Origin of the sequence: Variovorax sp. NFACC27 (assembly GCF_048301545.1) — a bacterium.
GTDB lineage: Bacteria > Pseudomonadota > Gammaproteobacteria > Burkholderiales > Burkholderiaceae_C > Variovorax > Variovorax gossypii.
The window spans coordinates 1,897,766-1,913,475 of record NZ_CP157613.1 but is presented as its reverse complement, the minus strand read 5'-3'; the positions used below and the strand labels follow the sequence as shown (position 1 = coordinate 1,913,475).

At 66.0% G+C, this 15,710-nt stretch carries 15 protein-coding genes; 6 read left to right on the top strand and 9 right to left on the bottom strand.

Going from position 1 to position 15,710, the window contains the following annotated elements; translation table 11 throughout:
- Window positions 1-109 precede the first annotated feature (109 nt).
- The 4 genes from ABL840_RS08910 to ABL840_RS08895 form a co-directional block, all read right to left on the bottom strand.
- The gene (locus ABL840_RS08910) at window positions 110-1,402 is read right to left on the bottom strand and encodes a replication-associated recombination protein A (RefSeq protein ID WP_093205423.1); all 1,293 of its coding nucleotides are present in this window, start codon (window positions 1,400-1,402) and stop codon (window positions 110-112) included.
- A gap of 19 nt (window positions 1,403-1,421) precedes the next feature.
- Window positions 1,422-2,054: an outer membrane lipoprotein chaperone LolA gene (gene lolA / locus ABL840_RS08905; RefSeq protein WP_093205426.1), complete on the bottom strand. Its 633-nt coding sequence runs from the start codon at window positions 2,052-2,054 to the stop codon at window positions 1,422-1,424.
- 164 nt (window positions 2,055-2,218) lie between these two features.
- Entirely contained in the window at window positions 2,219-4,660 is a 2,442-nt protein-coding gene (locus ABL840_RS08900; RefSeq protein WP_093305978.1) for a DNA translocase FtsK, read from the bottom strand.
- A gap of 100 nt (window positions 4,661-4,760) precedes the next feature.
- Window positions 4,761-5,435, bottom strand: a complete 675-nt coding sequence (locus tag ABL840_RS08895; protein WP_007830295.1) for a Crp/Fnr family transcriptional regulator — start codon at window positions 5,433-5,435, stop codon at window positions 4,761-4,763.
- Between the two features lie 184 nt (window positions 5,436-5,619).
- Here ABL840_RS08895 and trxB point away from each other — a divergent pair, with 184 nt between their 5' ends.
- From trxB to rpmG, 3 genes are all read left to right on the top strand, one after another.
- Complete coding sequence (gene trxB, locus ABL840_RS08890) at window positions 5,620-6,579, top strand: thioredoxin-disulfide reductase (RefSeq protein WP_093205428.1); 960 nt, start codon at window positions 5,620-5,622, stop codon at window positions 6,577-6,579.
- A 172-nt stretch (window positions 6,580-6,751) separates the two neighbouring features.
- Complete coding sequence (gene rpmB, locus ABL840_RS08885) at window positions 6,752-6,985, top strand: 50S ribosomal protein L28 (RefSeq protein WP_081265743.1); 234 nt, start codon at window positions 6,752-6,754, stop codon at window positions 6,983-6,985.
- 11 nt (window positions 6,986-6,996) lie between these two features.
- Entirely contained in the window at window positions 6,997-7,170 is a 174-nt protein-coding gene (gene rpmG, locus ABL840_RS08880; RefSeq protein ID WP_007830291.1) for a 50S ribosomal protein L33, read from the top strand.
- A gap of 158 nt (window positions 7,171-7,328) precedes the next feature.
- On the opposite strand, the gene ABL840_RS08875 is transcribed toward rpmG, so the two are convergent.
- From ABL840_RS08875 to ABL840_RS08865, 3 genes are all read right to left on the bottom strand, one after another.
- Window positions 7,329-8,543: a fatty acid desaturase gene (locus tag ABL840_RS08875; protein ID WP_093305979.1), complete on the bottom strand. Its 1,215-nt coding sequence runs from the start codon at window positions 8,541-8,543 to the stop codon at window positions 7,329-7,331.
- 136 nt (window positions 8,544-8,679) lie between these two features.
- Window positions 8,680-9,951 carry an RsmB/NOP family class I SAM-dependent RNA methyltransferase gene (locus ABL840_RS08870; RefSeq protein ID WP_093305981.1) on the bottom strand — a complete coding sequence of 424 codons (1,272 nt, stop codon included), beginning with the start codon at window positions 9,949-9,951 and terminating at the stop codon, window positions 8,680-8,682.
- A 40-nt stretch (window positions 9,952-9,991) separates the two neighbouring features.
- On the bottom strand, window positions 9,992-11,845 hold the full coding sequence (locus tag ABL840_RS08865) for a M48 family metallopeptidase (RefSeq protein WP_093305982.1): 1,854 nt from the start codon (window positions 11,843-11,845) through the stop codon (window positions 9,992-9,994).
- 53 nt (window positions 11,846-11,898) lie between these two features.
- Between ABL840_RS08865 and ABL840_RS08860 the strand changes: the two genes are divergently transcribed.
- Window positions 11,899-12,132: a DUF1653 domain-containing protein gene (locus tag ABL840_RS08860; RefSeq protein ID WP_093205436.1), complete on the top strand. Its 234-nt coding sequence runs from the start codon at window positions 11,899-11,901 to the stop codon at window positions 12,130-12,132.
- Between the two features lie 76 nt (window positions 12,133-12,208).
- Here ABL840_RS08860 and ABL840_RS08855 read toward each other — a convergent pair whose 3' ends face one another.
- Both ABL840_RS08855 and purN read right to left on the bottom strand, forming a co-directional pair.
- Entirely contained in the window at window positions 12,209-12,529 is a 321-nt protein-coding gene (locus tag ABL840_RS08855) for an I78 family peptidase inhibitor (protein ID WP_093305984.1), read from the bottom strand.
- Window positions 12,530-12,566: 37 nt separating this feature from the next.
- Window positions 12,567-13,163 carry a phosphoribosylglycinamide formyltransferase gene (gene purN / locus ABL840_RS08850; RefSeq protein ID WP_093305986.1) on the bottom strand — a complete coding sequence of 199 codons (597 nt, stop codon included), beginning with the start codon at window positions 13,161-13,163 and terminating at the stop codon, window positions 12,567-12,569.
- A gap of 156 nt (window positions 13,164-13,319) precedes the next feature.
- Here purN and ABL840_RS08845 point away from each other — a divergent pair, with 156 nt between their 5' ends.
- Both ABL840_RS08845 and ABL840_RS08840 read left to right on the top strand, forming a co-directional pair.
- Window positions 13,320-14,501: an acyl-CoA dehydrogenase family protein gene (locus ABL840_RS08845; protein WP_093205442.1), complete on the top strand. Its 1,182-nt coding sequence runs from the start codon at window positions 13,320-13,322 to the stop codon at window positions 14,499-14,501.
- 13 nt (window positions 14,502-14,514) lie between these two features.
- Window positions 14,515-15,630: an acyl-CoA dehydrogenase family protein gene (locus tag ABL840_RS08840; RefSeq protein WP_093305988.1), complete on the top strand. Its 1,116-nt coding sequence runs from the start codon at window positions 14,515-14,517 to the stop codon at window positions 15,628-15,630.
- Window positions 15,631-15,710 lie beyond the last annotated feature (80 nt).

Genomic DNA, 15,710 nt, shown 5'->3' with positions numbered 1-15,710 from the left:
CGCTGATTTGGTGCGCGCGGACCGGGGTTTACCCGCTCACGTCATGCTGTATGCGCGTGGGGTCATGCACGCTTTGCGCGCATGCTGCAACAGGGTATAGACGGCTGTATCAGCCCTTGGCTTCGTCGTTGCGCCGGCGCAGGTCGCGCAGCTTTTCCGCGATGCGGATTTCGAGTCCACGCTCTACCGGTTCGTAGAAAACCTGGCCCTCCAGGCCATCGGGAAGATAGCGCTCGCCGGCGGCGAAACCGCCCTCCTCGTCGTGCGCGTAGCGGTAGCCCTTGCCGTAGTCGAGCTCCTTCATGAGCTTGGTCGGCGCATTGCGCAGGTGCATGGGCACCGGGCGCGTGCTGTCGGTCTTCACGAGCGCGCGCACCGCGTTGTAGGCCTTGTAGACGGCGTTCGACTTGGGTGCGATCGCGAGGTAGACCACGCATTCGGCCAGCGCCAGCTCGCCCTCGGGGGTACCCAGTCGCTCGTAGACCTCGGCGGCATCGAGCGCAAGGCGCAACGCGCGCGGGTCGGCCAGGCCGATGTCCTCGCTGGCCATGCGCACCAGCCGGCGCGCCATGTAGCGCGGGTCGGCGCCGCCGTCGAGCATGCGCACGAACCAGTAGAGAGCGGCGTCAGGGTCGCTGCCGCGCACGGACTTGTGCAGCGCGCTGATGGTGTCGTAGAACTGCTCGCCGCCCTTGTCGTAGCGCCGCATGCGCTCGCCGAGCACGCGCAGCAGCCACTCGTCGGTGATGTGGTCGAGCTTCTCGGCGCGGGCCGCGACCGCGAGCGTCTCGAGGGTGTTGAGCAGCCGGCGGGCATCGCCGTCGGCGTAGGCCACGAGGCGATCGACCGCGACGTCGTCGATGGCGGGCACGGCCTGTATGGCCTGCGCGCGCGCCACGATCTGCTTGAGGTTGCCTTCGTCGAGCGACTGCAGCACGTAGACGGCAGCCCGCGACAGCAACGCCGAGTTGACTTCGAACGAAGGGTTCTCGGTGGTCGCGCCGATGAAGGTGAAGAGGCCCGACTCCACGTGCGGCAGAAAGGCGTCCTGCTGGCTCTTGTTGAAGCGGTGCACTTCGTCGACGAAGACGATCGTGCGCTGCTGCGTCAGCCCGTCGCGCGCGGCGGTGGCGCGCTCCACCGCTTCGCGGATGTCCTTCACGCCGCCGAGCACCGCGCTGATGCTCAGGAACTGCGCGTCGAAGGCATCGGCCATCAGGCGCGCGATGGTGGTCTTGCCGGTGCCCGGCGGCCCCCAGAGGATGCAGGAATGCGGCTGGCCCGACTCGAAGGCGATGCGCAGCGGCATGCCCGGGCCGAGCAGGTGCTGTTGGCCGATCACCTCGCCCAGTGTCTTGGGACGCAGGCGTTCGGCAAGGGGTTGATGCGCGGTGGAGGCCAATCCCGTGGGCTTTTTACTTTTACTGCTTGACGACGTCGGCGCCGGCCGGCGGCTTGAAGTCGAACACGCTGGCGGGCAGCGAGGGATTCACCTCGACCTTGCTGAACTTGAGCACCGAGCGCTGGCCGAAGCTGTCGAGGATCTCGAGCGCCGCCAGTGCATCGCCCTGGAAGCCGACCTGCACGCTCTGCAGCTGTCCGTCCTTGTTCTTGGGCGTGGCCTTGACCCACTGAAGGCCGTCGCGCTCGGGCGCGGCTTCGAGCATGAAATCGGCCTGCAGGGCCTTCAGGTCGGGTGCGGCGGCGATCAGTGCCGCGGGCGTGGAGCCCAGTGCCTGTGCCTGCGCGCGCTGCGTGACCTGGTTCAGGTCGGCGTCGTAGAGCCAGAGCGTCTTTCCGTCGGCCACGATGCTCTGCGCAAAGGGCTTCTGGTAGTCGAACTTGAACTTGCCGGGACGCTGGAATTCGAAGGTGCCGGCCGAGGTCTTGGTACGGCCCGGCTGCCCTTCACGCGCGGGGGCGGTGACGGTCTGGGTGAAGTCGGCGCGGCCGGACTTCACCGTCCTCACGAAGGTTTCGAGGCTCTCGAGCCCGCCCGCCCAGGCGTTGGCGGAACTCAGGAGGCCGATCAGTAGCCAGTGACGCAATTTCAATTTGGATTCCTCGAATGGCTGTGCATCAGGCTTTCGACCCTACCCGCCGCGAATTGCGGCAGGTGTAGGCCTTGATGAAGATTTGCAATGCCGCAAGGCGCTTTTGCAAATTGCCTTTCAGCACGTAACCCGGATGGTTGCCGCTCGCCGCTCCTCGCAGCCGGTCATTCGGCAGCTCGTGCCGGCACCAGGATCTCGCGCTGGCCGCTGCCGCTCATGGCGCTGACCAGGCCGGCCTTCTCCATGTCCTCGACGAGGCGGGCGGCGCGGTTGTAGCCGATCTTCAGGTGGCGCTGCACCAGCGAGATGCTGGCCTTGCGGTTCTTGAGCACCACTTCGACCGCCTGGTCGTACATGGGATCCTTCTCGCCGTCGCCACCGCCGCCGAGCAGGTCGCCGTCACCGTCGCCATCGACCGTGCCGCCTTCGAGCACGCCTTCGATGTAGTCGGGCTCGCCCTGGCTCTTGAGGTAGGCCACCACGCGATGCACTTCGTCGTCGCTGACGAAGGCGCCGTGCACGCGGATCGGCAGGCCCGTGCCGCTGGGCATGTAGAGCATGTCGCCCATGCCGAGCAGCGCCTCGGCGCCCATCTGGTCGAGGATGGTGCGGCTGTCGATCTTGCTCGACACCTGGAAGGCGATGCGGGTCGGAATGTTGGCCTTGATGAGGCCGGTGATCACGTCCACGCTGGGACGCTGGGTGGCAAGAATGAGGTGGATGCCGGCGGCGCGCGCCTTCTGCGCGAGGCGGGCGATGAGTTCTTCGATCTTCTTGCCGACCACCATCATCAGGTCGGCCAGCTCGTCGATCACCACGACGATGTGCGGCTCGCGCTTGAGCGGCTCCGGATCGTCGGGCGTGAGGCTGAAGGGGTTGTAGATGAACTCCTCGCGCGCCTTCGCTTCGTCGATCTTGGTGTTGTAGCCGGCCAGGTTGCGCACGCCGAGCTTGCTCATGAGCTTGTAGCGGCGCTCCATCTCGGCCACGCACCAGTTCAGGCCGTGCGCGGCCTGGCGCATGTCGGTGACCACGGGCGCCAGCAGGTGCGGGATGCCCTCGTAGACCGACATCTCGAGCATCTTCGGGTCGATCATGAGCAGGCGCACGTCGCGCGCCTCGGCCTTGTACAGCAGCGACAGGATCATCGCGTTGATACCCACCGACTTGCCCGAGCCGGTGGTACCGGCCACCAGCACGTGCGGCATCTTCGCGAGGTCGGCCACCACGGGGTTGCCGATGATGTCCTTGCCGAGGCCCATGGTGAGCATCGACTTGCCTTCGTTGTAGACCTGCGAGCCCAGGATCTCGCTGAGCTTGATCGACTGGCGCTTGGCGTTCGGCAGCTCGAGCGCCATGTAGTTCTTGCCCGGGATGGTCTCGACCACGCGGATCGACACCAGCGAGAGCGAGCGCGCCAGGTCTTTCGCGAGGTTGACGATCTGCGAGCCCTTGACGCCGGTGGCGGGCTCGATCTCGTAGCGCGTGATGACCGGGCCCGGCGAGGCGAGCACCACGCGCACCTCGACGCCGAAGTCCTTGAGCTTCTTCTCGATCATGCGCGAGGTCATCTCGAGCGTGTCGGCCGAGACCGTTTCCTGGCGCGCCTGCGCGGGGTCGAGCAGGTCGACCTGCGGCAGCTTGCTGTCGGGCAGTTCCTTGAAGAGCGGCTTCTGGCGCTCCTTGACGACGCGATCGCTGCGGGGCACCTCGGTCATCGCCGGCTCGATCTGGACCGGTGGCGAAGGGGCGCGGCGCTTGGGGGGCGGGTCGATGCGGATTTCGTCGTCGTCGCCGGCAAAGGCGCCGGATGACGGGGCCATCGAGGGCTCGGACCGGCCGGAATCAGCATCGCCACGCGTGAAGGCCGGTTCGTCAGCTTCGGCGCGCTCGCGGGCGGCCTGCTTGCCCATCGCGATGTCGGCTGCCAGCTCACGCTTCTCGCGGCGCGACTCGAACAGGGAGTAGAACCGGGCGCCGATGCGCTCGGCGATCAGGCTCCAGGAGAAACGGAACACCAGCGCGGAGCCGATCACTCCGCCGGCGATGGCCACCAGCGCCGAACCGGTGAAGCCCATCCAGCGCACGCTGGCGGGCCCCACGAGATAACCCAGCGCACCGCCGCCGGAGCCCGGCAGATGGGCTTCGAGCCGGTACAGGCGCGACCATTCGAGCATGGTGCTCGCGCACAGCAGCAGGATCAGGCCGAGCCAGAAGGCGAGGCGGCTGCGGTTGAAGCGCCCGCGCGGCGTTGCCTGCTCAGCCGCAGAGGGCTCGCCGCCGCGCAGCCAGTTGGCCAGCGACGACAGCCAGGCGCGCAGCCCCGCGAAGAGGCACCACCAGACGGAATAGCCGGCGGCGTAGTAGCTGCCATCGGCCAGCCAGGCGCCGATGCGCCCGCCCCAGTTCTTGATTTCGCCCCCGGTGCCCGAGGTGGACCAGGCGGCATCCGAAGGCGTGAAGCTCAGCATCGACAGCAGCCAGAACAGCAGCGCTGCGAATCCCGCGATCAGCGTGATCTCGTGGGCGAAGCGCATCGCGCGCACGCGAACGGGTTGCCCTTCGGCGGCAGAGGAGGATTGAAGCGTATTCAGCGAATAGGTCATGAAAAACACGGCACCCGGCCCCGAAAAGCAGGGGCCGGACGCACGAACACTACAACAAAAGGCCGGGGCCGCCTGCAACGGCGGCCCCGGCCCTGGAGGCTCATGCCAGAGACAGGAGCCGTTCCTTGACGATCATCGAGCCATCGTCGAGCGTCTGGACGAAGCCGCGCTCTTCCAGGTCCTTCATCACGCGGCTCACCATTTCACGCGAGGCGCCGACCATCTTGGCCAGGTCCTGGCGGGAGATCTTGTCGCGCACCTTGAGATTGCCGGCACCGTCTTCCACGGCGAATTCGAGCAGCGAGCGGGCCACGCGCCCGTAGACATCCATCAGCGCCAGCGACTCGATCTTGCGGTCGGCATGGCGCAGGCGCTGCACCAGGCCGCGCATGATGTTGTAGGCCATGGAGGAGTTCTCGGGCAGGCAGCGTGCGAAGGCGTCGCGACCCAGCATGAGCACGTCGCACTGGATCTCGGTGCGTACGGTCGCCGAATGCGGCTCATCGTCGATCAGGCTCATCTCGCCCAGGTAGTCGCCCGGATGCAGCGTGGCGAGGATGACCTCGCGTCCCCGGCTGTCGGCGCTCGTGACGCGTGCCCGGCCGGTCAGGATGATGTAGAGCGCATCGGACTTCTTGCCCTGCTCCACGACGACTTCCGCGCGCTTGAAGCGCTTCTTGATGATCGCGTCCGCGATGCTAGCGGACTGCGTGGCCGTCAACGACGCGAACAATGGAACGCGCCGAAGCAATTCGAGGTTGGACAGCATCGACATTTATTCAATCCCTGAGACAGCGGGCGGAGCAATCCAGAAAGCAGCAAGCCGATGGATTACTACAATCGCGCGCATTGAAAACACCGTTCACCCGGTGTTGAACCGGGCAGTGATACTCCGTATATATCGCTACCACCCTGAAAATGTACACGCTGAAGCAGCGTCCATCCTAGGTTTTCTACTCATGTCCGCACCCCAACACGCCAAGGTTTTGATTCTGGGCTCCGGCCCCGCCGGCTATACCGCAGCCGTCTATGCGGCACGCGCAAACCTGCAACCACTGCTCATCACCGGCATTGCCCAGGGCGGACAGCTGATGACCACCACCGAGGTCGACAACTGGCCGGCCGACGTTCACGGCGTGCAGGGCCCCGACCTGATGCAGCGCTTTCTTGAACACGCCGAGCGCTTCAAGACGCAGATCGTGTTCGACCACATCAACAAGGTCGACCTGAGCAAGCGCCCCTTCACCCTGACCGGCGACAGCGGCACCTACACCTGCGACGCACTGATCATCGCCACCGGCGCCTCGGCCAAGTACCTGGGCCTGGATTCCGAACAGAAGTTCATGGGCCGCGGCGTCTCCGCCTGCGCGACCTGCGACGGCTTCTTCTATCGCGAGCAGGAGGTCTGCGTGATCGGCGGCGGCAACACGGCCGTCGAGGAGGCGCTCTACCTCTCCAACATCGCGAACAAGGTCACGCTGGTGCATCGCCGCGACAAGTTCCGCGCAGAGCCGATCCTGATCGACAAGGTCAAGGAGAAGGTCGCCGAAGGCAAGATCGTGCTGAAGCTGCACAACGAGCTCGACCAGGTGCTGGGCGACGATTCGGGCGTGACGGGCATCCGCATCAAGAACACGCAGACCGGCGCCACGGAGCAGATCGACCTCAAGGGCTGCTTCATCGCGATCGGGCATCACCCGAACACCGACATCTTCCAAGGCCAGCTGGAGATGAAGGACAACTACATCCTGACCCGCTCCGGCCTGCAGGGCTTCGCCACGATGACCAGCATCCCGGGCGTCTTCGCCGCCGGCGACGTGCAGGACAACATCTACCGCCAGGCCATCACCAGCGCCGGCACGGGCTGCATGGCGGCACTCGACGCACAGCGTTTCCTGGAGCAGGACGGCACGCTGTAACCAACGGGGAGCCCAAAAGGGCTATAATCCGAGGCTTTGCCGAAACAGGGCTCTCCCACGAGTCGCGGCAAAGCCGGGGTACCGCCACCCGTTTTCTGGCGAGGTCAAGCTGCAAAACACCTGCAATCGTCCTGATTGCACCGGTGCCAGCTGTTCAAGAAAGAGTGTCCTCATGGCACGCGTATGCGACGTAACGGGCAAAGGCCCGATGGTCGGAAACAACGTTTCCCACGCCAACAACAAAACCAAGCGCCGGTTCCTGCCGAACCTGCAATATCGCCGTTTCTGGGTCGAGACTGAAAACCGCTGGGTTCGCCTGCGTGTTTCGAGCGCCGCACTGCGCCTGATCGACAAGAACGGTATCGACTCCGTGCTCGCAGACCTGCGCGCACGCGGCCAAGCCTAAGGAGCTGAACCATGGCAACGAGCAAAGGCGGACGCGAAAAGATCAAGCTGGAATCCACCGCGGGTACCGGCCACTTCTACACGACCAGCAAGAACAAGAAGACGATGCCTGAAAAGATGTCGATCATGAAGTTCGACCCCAAGGCGCGCAAGCACGTCGAATACAAGGAAATCAAGCTGAAGTAATTCGGCTCCGGTTTTCCCCAAATAAAAACCCGCTGATGATCCAGCGGGTTTTTTATTGCCCGTTTATTTATTCGATCGATCAAATCGGCCGAATTTATGACGAGCACAAAAAAGCCGGCCCGCAGGCCGGCTTTTTTTGATCGAGAGACTGAAACGCCTCAGGCGCGGGCAGCGCGCAGGCGGGTCGAGAAGTCGCGCAGACCGGCAATGCCGCTGGCCTCCGCACGATGGCACCAGGCCGCCAGATCGGCCGCCAGCTGCTCGCGCGACTGCGAGGTGTTGAGCCACAGCTGACGCAGCTCTTCGCGCATCGTGACCATCTTGTCGAGCACCGGATGGGCAGCACGGGCCTGCACGACATGCGAGCGGGCCGAGGCAGGCACCTTGTCGTCGTCGCGATGCAGCCAGCGCTTGGCGGCCTTGAGCACCGACAGGTCGGCACCCTTGTTCTTCAGGGCAGCCAGTTCCAGGCTGGTGGCACGGCGCATTTCGCGCGCATAGCCGGCCATGACTTCGTAGCGGTTCGCAATGACGGCTTCGAGCGTCTTCTCGTTGGCCACGGGCTGGATGTCGCCCATCAGCATCTTCGGCGGCACCTTCTTGACCTTGGCCCAGCCCAGCTTCTGCAGCGCCTGGATATAGATCCAGCCGATGTCGAACTCGTACTTCTTGACCGAGAACTTGGCCGAGGTGGGGTACGTGTGGTGATTGTTGTGCAGTTCCTCGCCACCGATGATCAGGCCCCAGGGCATGATGTTGCGGCTGGCGTCGGGCGCTTCGAAGTTGCGATAGCCCCAGTAGTGGCCGATGCCGTTGATGACGCCGGCGGCGGTGATTGGAATCCAGAGCATCTGTACGGCCCACACGGCCATGCCGAGTGCGCCGAACAGCGCCAGGTTCAGGACCAGCATCAGGCCGACGCCCTGCCAGCTGTAGCGCGAATACAGGTTGCGCTCGATCCAGTCATCGGGCGTGCCGTGACCGTAGCGCTCCATCGTTTCCTTGTTCTTCGACTCGGCGCGATACAGCTCGGCGCCGCGCCAGAGCACCTCTTCGATACCCTTGACCTGCGGGCTGTGCGGGTCGTCCTGGGTTTCGCACTTGGCGTGGTGCTTGCGGTGGATCGCGACCCACTCCTTCGTCACCATGCCGGTGCCGATCCAGAGCCAGAAGCGGAAGAAATGCGAAGGGATCGGGCCCAGATCCATGGCCCGGTGCGTCTGCGTGCGGTGCAGGAAGATCGTGACCGCGGCAATCGTGATGTGCGTGGTGGCGAGCGTGTACAGCACGACCTGCCACCAGGTGAGATCCCACAGGCCGTGTCCGAGCCATTCGATGGCCGCATTCAGAACGGCGGAGTCAGGAAGCAACATTGAATCAGGTACTCCATCATGGCCACACGAAGATGCAGCCTTCAGATAACCCGCGATTTTAAGGTGGCGGGGCTTAAAACAAGCCCTTTAAACCTTCAAGAAAGGCGCAGATTAACCCTAGTTTGGAGTCCGGCACCTATTTGCGGTTCCACACCGCGGCGAAGAAACCGTCGGTCGCGTGACGGTGCGGCCACAGCCGCAGGTAGCGCCTGGCGCCCTCCCCGCCCGAACAAAGCGCCTCGAAACCCTCGACCTTGAGCCCTTGCAACAACTCCGCCGCATCCACGGGCACGAAATCGGGGTTGGCGGCGCCGAAAGCCTCCGCGATCGCCTCGTTTTCCTCCGGCAGCACGCTGCACGTGGCGTAAACCAGACGCCCACCCGATTTAACAAGCCGTGCCGCGCTCTGCAGAATGGCCGACTGCTTGACCGTCAGCTCCTCCACCGCCCTGGGCGACTGGCGCCATTTCAGGTCGGGGTTGCGCCTCAGCGTACCCAGCCCCGAGCAGGGCGCATCGACCAGCACGCGGTCGATCTTGCCCGCCAGGCGCTTGATCCGGTCGTCGCGCTCGTGGGCGATGGCCGCCGGATGCACGTTCGACAGCTTGCTGCGTGCCAGCCGCGGTTTGAGCGCGTCCAGCCGGTGCGCCGAGGTGTCGAACGCGTAAAGCCGGCCGGTGTTGCGCATGGTCGCGCCGATGGCCAGCGTCTTGCCGCCGGCACCGGCGCAGAAATCGACCACCATCTCCCCGCGCTTGGCATCCAGCAGCAGAGCCAGCAGCTGCGAGCCTTCGTCCTGCACCTCAATGGCGCCGCGCGCGAAGGCATCCAGCTTGGTCAGCGCCGGCTTGCCTTCGATGCGCAGGCCCCAGGGCGAGAACGGGGTTGCTTCCGATTTGATAGCAGCCAGCGCAAGCTCGGCCTTCACATCCGCGCGCTTGTCGGTCAGCGCATTGACGCGCAGGTCGAGCGGCGCGGGCTGCTGCAGCGTTTCGACCAGCGGCCAGAAGCCGTCGCCGAGCTGCGCCTTCAGCGGCGCGACCAGCCACTCGGGCAGGTTGTGGCGGTGCCGCTCCAGCAGGTCATCCGGCTTGACGGCGTCGCAGTTGTCGAGCCAGCGCTTCTCGGTGTCGTTGAGCGCGCTCTTCAGGAAATCCCGCGGGCCGTGAAAGCCCAGGATCGCCGTCCGCCGCTCCTTCGAGCCGCTGCCCGAGGGCGAAAGGTGATCGAAGAGCAGCTTCTTGCGAAGCACGGTGTAGACGGTTTCGGCGAGCGTCGCGCGCTCGCGCGGGCCGAACTCGCGGTGTTCGCGGAAAAAGCGCGAGACGACCTGGTCGGCGGGGTGATCGAATTTCAGGACGAGGCCGACCAGATCGGCGGCGGCCTCCAACAAGGCTTTGGGATGCATCCCCCGATTGTCTCAGCCGCAGGCGGCCTGGCCCCGGAGCCTACGCGCCGCGCGTCCAGACCACTCCGAAAGCCTCGCGCTCGATGTCTTCCAGCTTCGGCGAATGCCCCGCCCACAGCACCAGCGCGGCGCCCGGCAGCGTGAGGGTCTGCTCCAGCTCGCGGCACAGGTGCCAGCGGTCTTCGTCGTCGAGCCCCGGCAGCTCGACGAACACGATGTAGGCCCGGCGCCACGGAAATTCGCGCAGGTTCTTCCGCACCAGCCAGGCTCGCGAAGCCGGCAGGCAACGCACGAGGTCGGCCCGCAGTTCGCCGAGCTCGTAGTCGTTGAGGTCGTGCCGCGAGATCTGGCTGAAGAACGGCGTGCCGGTGATCTCCTCCCAGGCACGCGCCTCGGCCTCTTCCGCGTCCTTGAGACGGCCGCGCCACAGCTTCAGCGCCTCCTCGTCGTGCGGACCCGTGTCGGGATCTTCCAGCGAGGCGACAGCGCTCCTGGCAGCCCACCACCGGCTGGCCGCACCCGAGCCATGCAGCCGCTCGAGCACTGCGAGGCGCGCTTCGCGGTCGCTCGCCGGCAGCATCTGGGCCAGTCCGCGCAGCGCGCCGGGATGCTCCGGTGCGATCCGCAGGGCGTTCTCGTAGCGCACGCGCACAGGGGCGGACGGGTCGAGCCGGCGCTCGGAATCGGCCCACTCGACCATCTCGTCCGGCGTGTTGCGCTCGCCGCGCGCAGCCAGCACCGCGATGCGCTCGCGGATGCGCGATCGATGCGCATGGTGCTGCTTCCAGTCGGCCGCGTGGGCCCGGCGCCACTGATTGTCGAAATACTCGATCCACTTCCTGCGGTCGACCAGCAGGTCGAGCGCCGGTCGCGTCGACCATTCGGGCATCACTGCCTTCTGATCGAGCGCCTCGAGCCGGTCCCTCAAGACCGGATGGGTGTCTTCCAGGTCGCTGACGCGGCGCATCGCCTCGCGCAGCGCCTGGCGCGCGAAGTCGTCGTCGGGTGGCGTGCGCACGCGCTTGCGAAGGGCTTCGAACGGACCCGGGGGCTGCGGCTCGTGCTCGGCGCGGGCCCAGTGCCAGGGCCAGAACTCGTTGGCATACCAGTTGCCCTTGATGGCGATCTCGGTCAATGCGGCGGCGGCGACGGACGTGCCCAGCAGCCTGCCCGAGATGCGGTCGGCCTCGTATTCGTCCTGGCGGGCCAGCGCAAAGGTCTTGGCCGCGAAGCGCGGGAAGTACCAGCGGAAGAAGGCCTGCGAGAACAGCGCCATCACGCCTTCGTTGCGCTGCAGGCTGGCGTCGAGCTTGAGCCACGACAGCCGGGTGCGGTAGATCCAGGCGCTCAGCTTGCCGTGATTGCCCCGCAGGTGGCCGTATTCGTGGGCCAGCACCGACAGCAGCCGCCGCCGGTCGAGCATCATCAGCAGCGGCAGTCCGATGCTCAGCGAATTGACCGCGCCGCCGAACAGCCCGAAGCGCGGCACCTGCCGGATGCTGGCGTTGAATTCGTCGTCGAGGTAGACGCGGTGGACCGGCGGCCCCTTGATCCTGGCGCGGATGCGATCGAGCGCCTCGAAAAGCGCCGGCGCGTCTTCGCGGCGGAGCTCGACGCCCTCGGGGTCGTCGAAACGCACCCAGAGCGCGCGCAGCGTGGCCCACAGGAGCCCCAGGGCGAACAGCAGCAGCCAGCCGCGCGTGAAGTTGAAGCGCTCCTCGCCGATCGAGGAAAGCACCCAGGTGATGATGCCCACCGACAGCCCGAGGCAGCCCAGCACCCACAGGTAGCCGAGCGCGGCGAAGGCCGCGACGCTGCGTCGATAGCGCGCGCTGTCGTCCGCACTGGCATGCTCGCTCAGTCGAACCAGGTGAACAAAATCAGCGCGATCCATCCGACTCCCGTCAAATCAAGCTCCGACAGTTTCTGAAGAAAGGCAAGCCGCCGTTGAACGACGAAGACCTCCCTCCCCTGATCGAGACGCCCCCCGGGCGCTACCGCCACTACAAGGGCGGCGAATACGAAGTGCTCGGTACCGTGCGGCACAGCGAGACGCTGGAACCGATGACGCTGTACCGCGCCCTGTACGGTGCCCACGGCCTCTGGGTCCGGCCTGCCGCCATGTTCGGCGAAACCGTCGAGATCGACGGCGTGCCCAGAAGGAGATTCACACCGATCTAGCCAGCCGGGCTGCGCAGGCCCGTTCTGCCTGTGCGGGTTGCCGCCTCATTCTTTCTTTGCGGCAACCTGGGTAGGGTCAACCGCAGCGGACGTCCGTGACGCGATTGCGGGCGTCGACATCGAGATTGAGGCGTCCGCCGTTGAGTTCCATCGTGGTGGCCTCGCCCGGCTTCAGCGTGCGCACCGTGCCGGCGCCGGAGCGCACGCGGGCGGCGGCTTCGAGCTGCGGCGTCAGCGGCTGGCCGATGGCGAAACGGGCGCCGTCAGCATTGCACTGGTAAACCGGCTCGGGCAGCGGAGCAGGTGCGGGTGCTGGGGCGGGCGCGGGTGCCGGAGCAGCACAGCCCGCCACCAGGGCGGCGCCGGCAAGCGCCAGCAGCAACGATTGGTTCTTCACTTTCTGGACTCCCGAAAACCCGCGAATATAAACAACTTTACTCATTGTGACACGATGTATCCGACAGCCAGCCGGCGATGGCTCGCGGATACAACAGATGCTCCTGTGCGAGCACCCGTCCGGCCAGGGTGGCGGCCGTGTCGTCCGGCAGCACCGGCACGACGGCCTGCGCCAGGATCGGCCCGTGATCGAGTTCGGTTGTTACCTGGTGCACCGTGACGCCTGCCACCTTGCAGCCCGCTTCGATGGCGCGCTGATGCGTGTTCAGCCCCGGAAACGCCGGCAGCAGCGAGGGATGGATGTTCACCAGCCGGCCCGCATAGCGGTTGACGAAGCCCGGCGTCAGGATTCGCATGAAACCTGCCAGCACCACCAGCGCCGGCGCGTAACCGTCGACCACCTTCGCCAGTTCCTCGTCGAAGGCTTCCCGGGTCGCGAAATCCTTGTGCGGGACCACCGCGGCGTCGATGCCCTGGGCCTTGGCGATCGCCAGCCCGCCGGCCTCGGCCTTGTTGCTCACCACGGCGGCGATGCGCGCGCCGAAGCGCTCGGCCCAGCGGTCGCGCCCGGCGGCACGCACGATGGCCTCCATATTGGAGCCGCCGCCGGAGATCAGGATCACGATGTTCTTCATGGGAGGCGGAATTATCCGTGCCCCGCGCCCGTCGTCCGGCAGCCGACCGGCCCTTGTCGCGGCGCGGACACCGCTTCACAGCACGACCGTGCTAAAACTCGTGGTTCCGGAGACAAGCCGCGTCTGCGGTGAACCGATCAACACAGCGAGGCACGCATGGATTTGAGCTTCACACCCGAAGAACAGAAGTTCCGCGAAGAGGTTCGCGCCTGGGTCAAGGACAACCTCCCCAAGGAGATTTCGCACAAGGTACACAACGCGCTCGAACTGACGCGCGACGATCTGCAAGGCTGGGCCAAGATCCTCGGCAAGAAAGGCTGGCTGGGCTACGGCTGGCCGAAGGAATTCGGCGGCCCGGGCTGGACCGCCGTGCAACGCCACCTCTTCGAGGAAGAAACCGCACTGGCCGGCGCGCCGCGCATCGTGCCCTTCGGGCCCGTGATGGTTGCGCCGGTCATCATGGCCTTCGGCAATGCCGAACAGCAGAAGCGCTTCCTCCCCGGCATCGCCAGCGGCGAAGTCTGGTGGAGCCAGGGCTACAGCGAGCCGGGCTCGGGCTCCGACCTCGCTTCCGTCAAGACCAAGGCCGAGCGCAAGGGCGACAAGTACATCGTCAACGGCCAGAAGACCTGGACCACGCTCGGCCAGTACGGCGACTGGATGTTCAACCTCGTGCGCACCAGCAACGAGGGCAAGCCCCAGACCGGCATCAGCTTCCTGCTGCTCGACATGAAGTCGCCCGGCGTCACCGTGCGCCCGATCAAGCTGCTCGACGGCGGCCATGAAGTCAACGAAGTGTTCTTCGACAACGTCGAAGTGCCCGCCGAGAACCTGATCGGCGAGGAGAACAAGGGCTGGACCTACGCCAAGCACCTGCTCTCGCACGAGCGCACCAACATCGCCGACGTGAACCGCGCCAAGCGCGAGCTCGAGCGCCTCAAGCGCATCGCGAAGGCCGAAGGCGTCTACGACGACCAGCGCTTCCGCGACGAGATCGCCAAGCTGGAAGTCGACGTCGTCGCCCTCGAGATGATGGTGCTGCGCGTGCTCTCGGCCGCCACCTCGGGCAAGAACTCGCTGGACGTGGCGGGCCTGCTCAAGATCCGCGGCAGCGAGATCCAGCAGCGCTACAGCGAGCTGATGATGCTGGCAGGCGGCGCCTACTCGCTGCCGCTGATCCGCGAGGCGATGGAAGCCGGCTGGCAGGGCAACTTCCCGGGCGGCAACCCGGCGCTCGCACCGCTGACGTCGACCTTCTTCAACATGCGCAAGACCACCATCTACGGTGGCAGCAATGAAGTGCAACGCAACATCGTCGCGCAGACGGTTCTGGGCTGAGGAGACAAAAAGCATGGACTTCAATTTCACCGACGACCAGGAACAGCTGCGCGACGCCGTCCGCAAGTGGGTCGACAAGGGCTATGACTTCGAGCGCCGCCGCGGCATCGAGGCCAAGGGCGGCTTCTCGCGCGAGGCATGGGACGAACTGGCCGAGCTCGGCCTGGGCGGCCTCTACATCGGCGAGGACGACGGCGGTCTGGGCATGGGCCCGGTGGCCGGCATGGTCGTCATGGAAGAACTCGGCCGCGGCATCGTGCTGGAGCCCTTCGCGCAGACGCTGATCGCCGGCGCGGTGCTCAGCGGCTACGCCGGTGCCGACACCAAGGAAAACTGGCTGCCGCGCATCGCGGGCGGCCAGGCCATCGTGGTGCTGGCCTACCAGGAGCGCAAGGCACGCTACCGCCTCGACGTGTGCGAGGCGCATGCCGCCAAGGCGGGCAGCGGCTGGTCGCTGAACGGCGCCAAGGGCGTGGTACCCGTGGGCGACGAGGCCGATGCCTTCCTGGTGCCGGCCAAGGTCGACGGCAAGATCGCCCTCTTCCTGGTCGAGCGCAGCGCCAGCGGCGTGGAAGCGCGCGGCTACGGCACGCAGGACGGCTCCCGCGCCGCGGAGGTCGTGTTCGACAAGGCCGATGCCACGCTGGTGACGCTCGACGGCCTCGCAGCCCTCGAATACGCGGTGGACGTCGGCATCGCCGCCGTCTGCGCCGAAGGCGTGGGCGTGATGGACAAGACCGTCGACCTCACCGTCGAATACCTGAACCAGCGCAAGCAGTTCGGCGTGGTCATCTCCAGCTTCCAGGCGCTGCGCCACCGCGTCGCCGACATGAAGATGCAGCTCGAGCTCGCCCGCTCGATGAGCTACTACGCCACGCTCAAGCTCAACGCCCCGGCCGAGGAGCGCCGTCAGGCGCTGGCCCGCGCCAAGTACCAGCTCGGCGTGTCGATGCGCTACATCGCCGCGAACTCGGTGCAGCTGCACGGCGGCATCGGCGTGACAGACGAATACATCGGCAGCCACTACTTCCGCAAGCTCACGCAGATGGAAATGACTTTCGGCGACACGCTGCACCACCTGGGCGAAGTGTCGGCCCGCATGCAGGACACGGCCGGCGTCTTCGCCTGACGGTCTTTTTCACCTAGCATCCAACGCCCGCCCGCCTTCGCGCCGGCGGGCGTTTTCACTTGGCCCCCACCACAGGAATC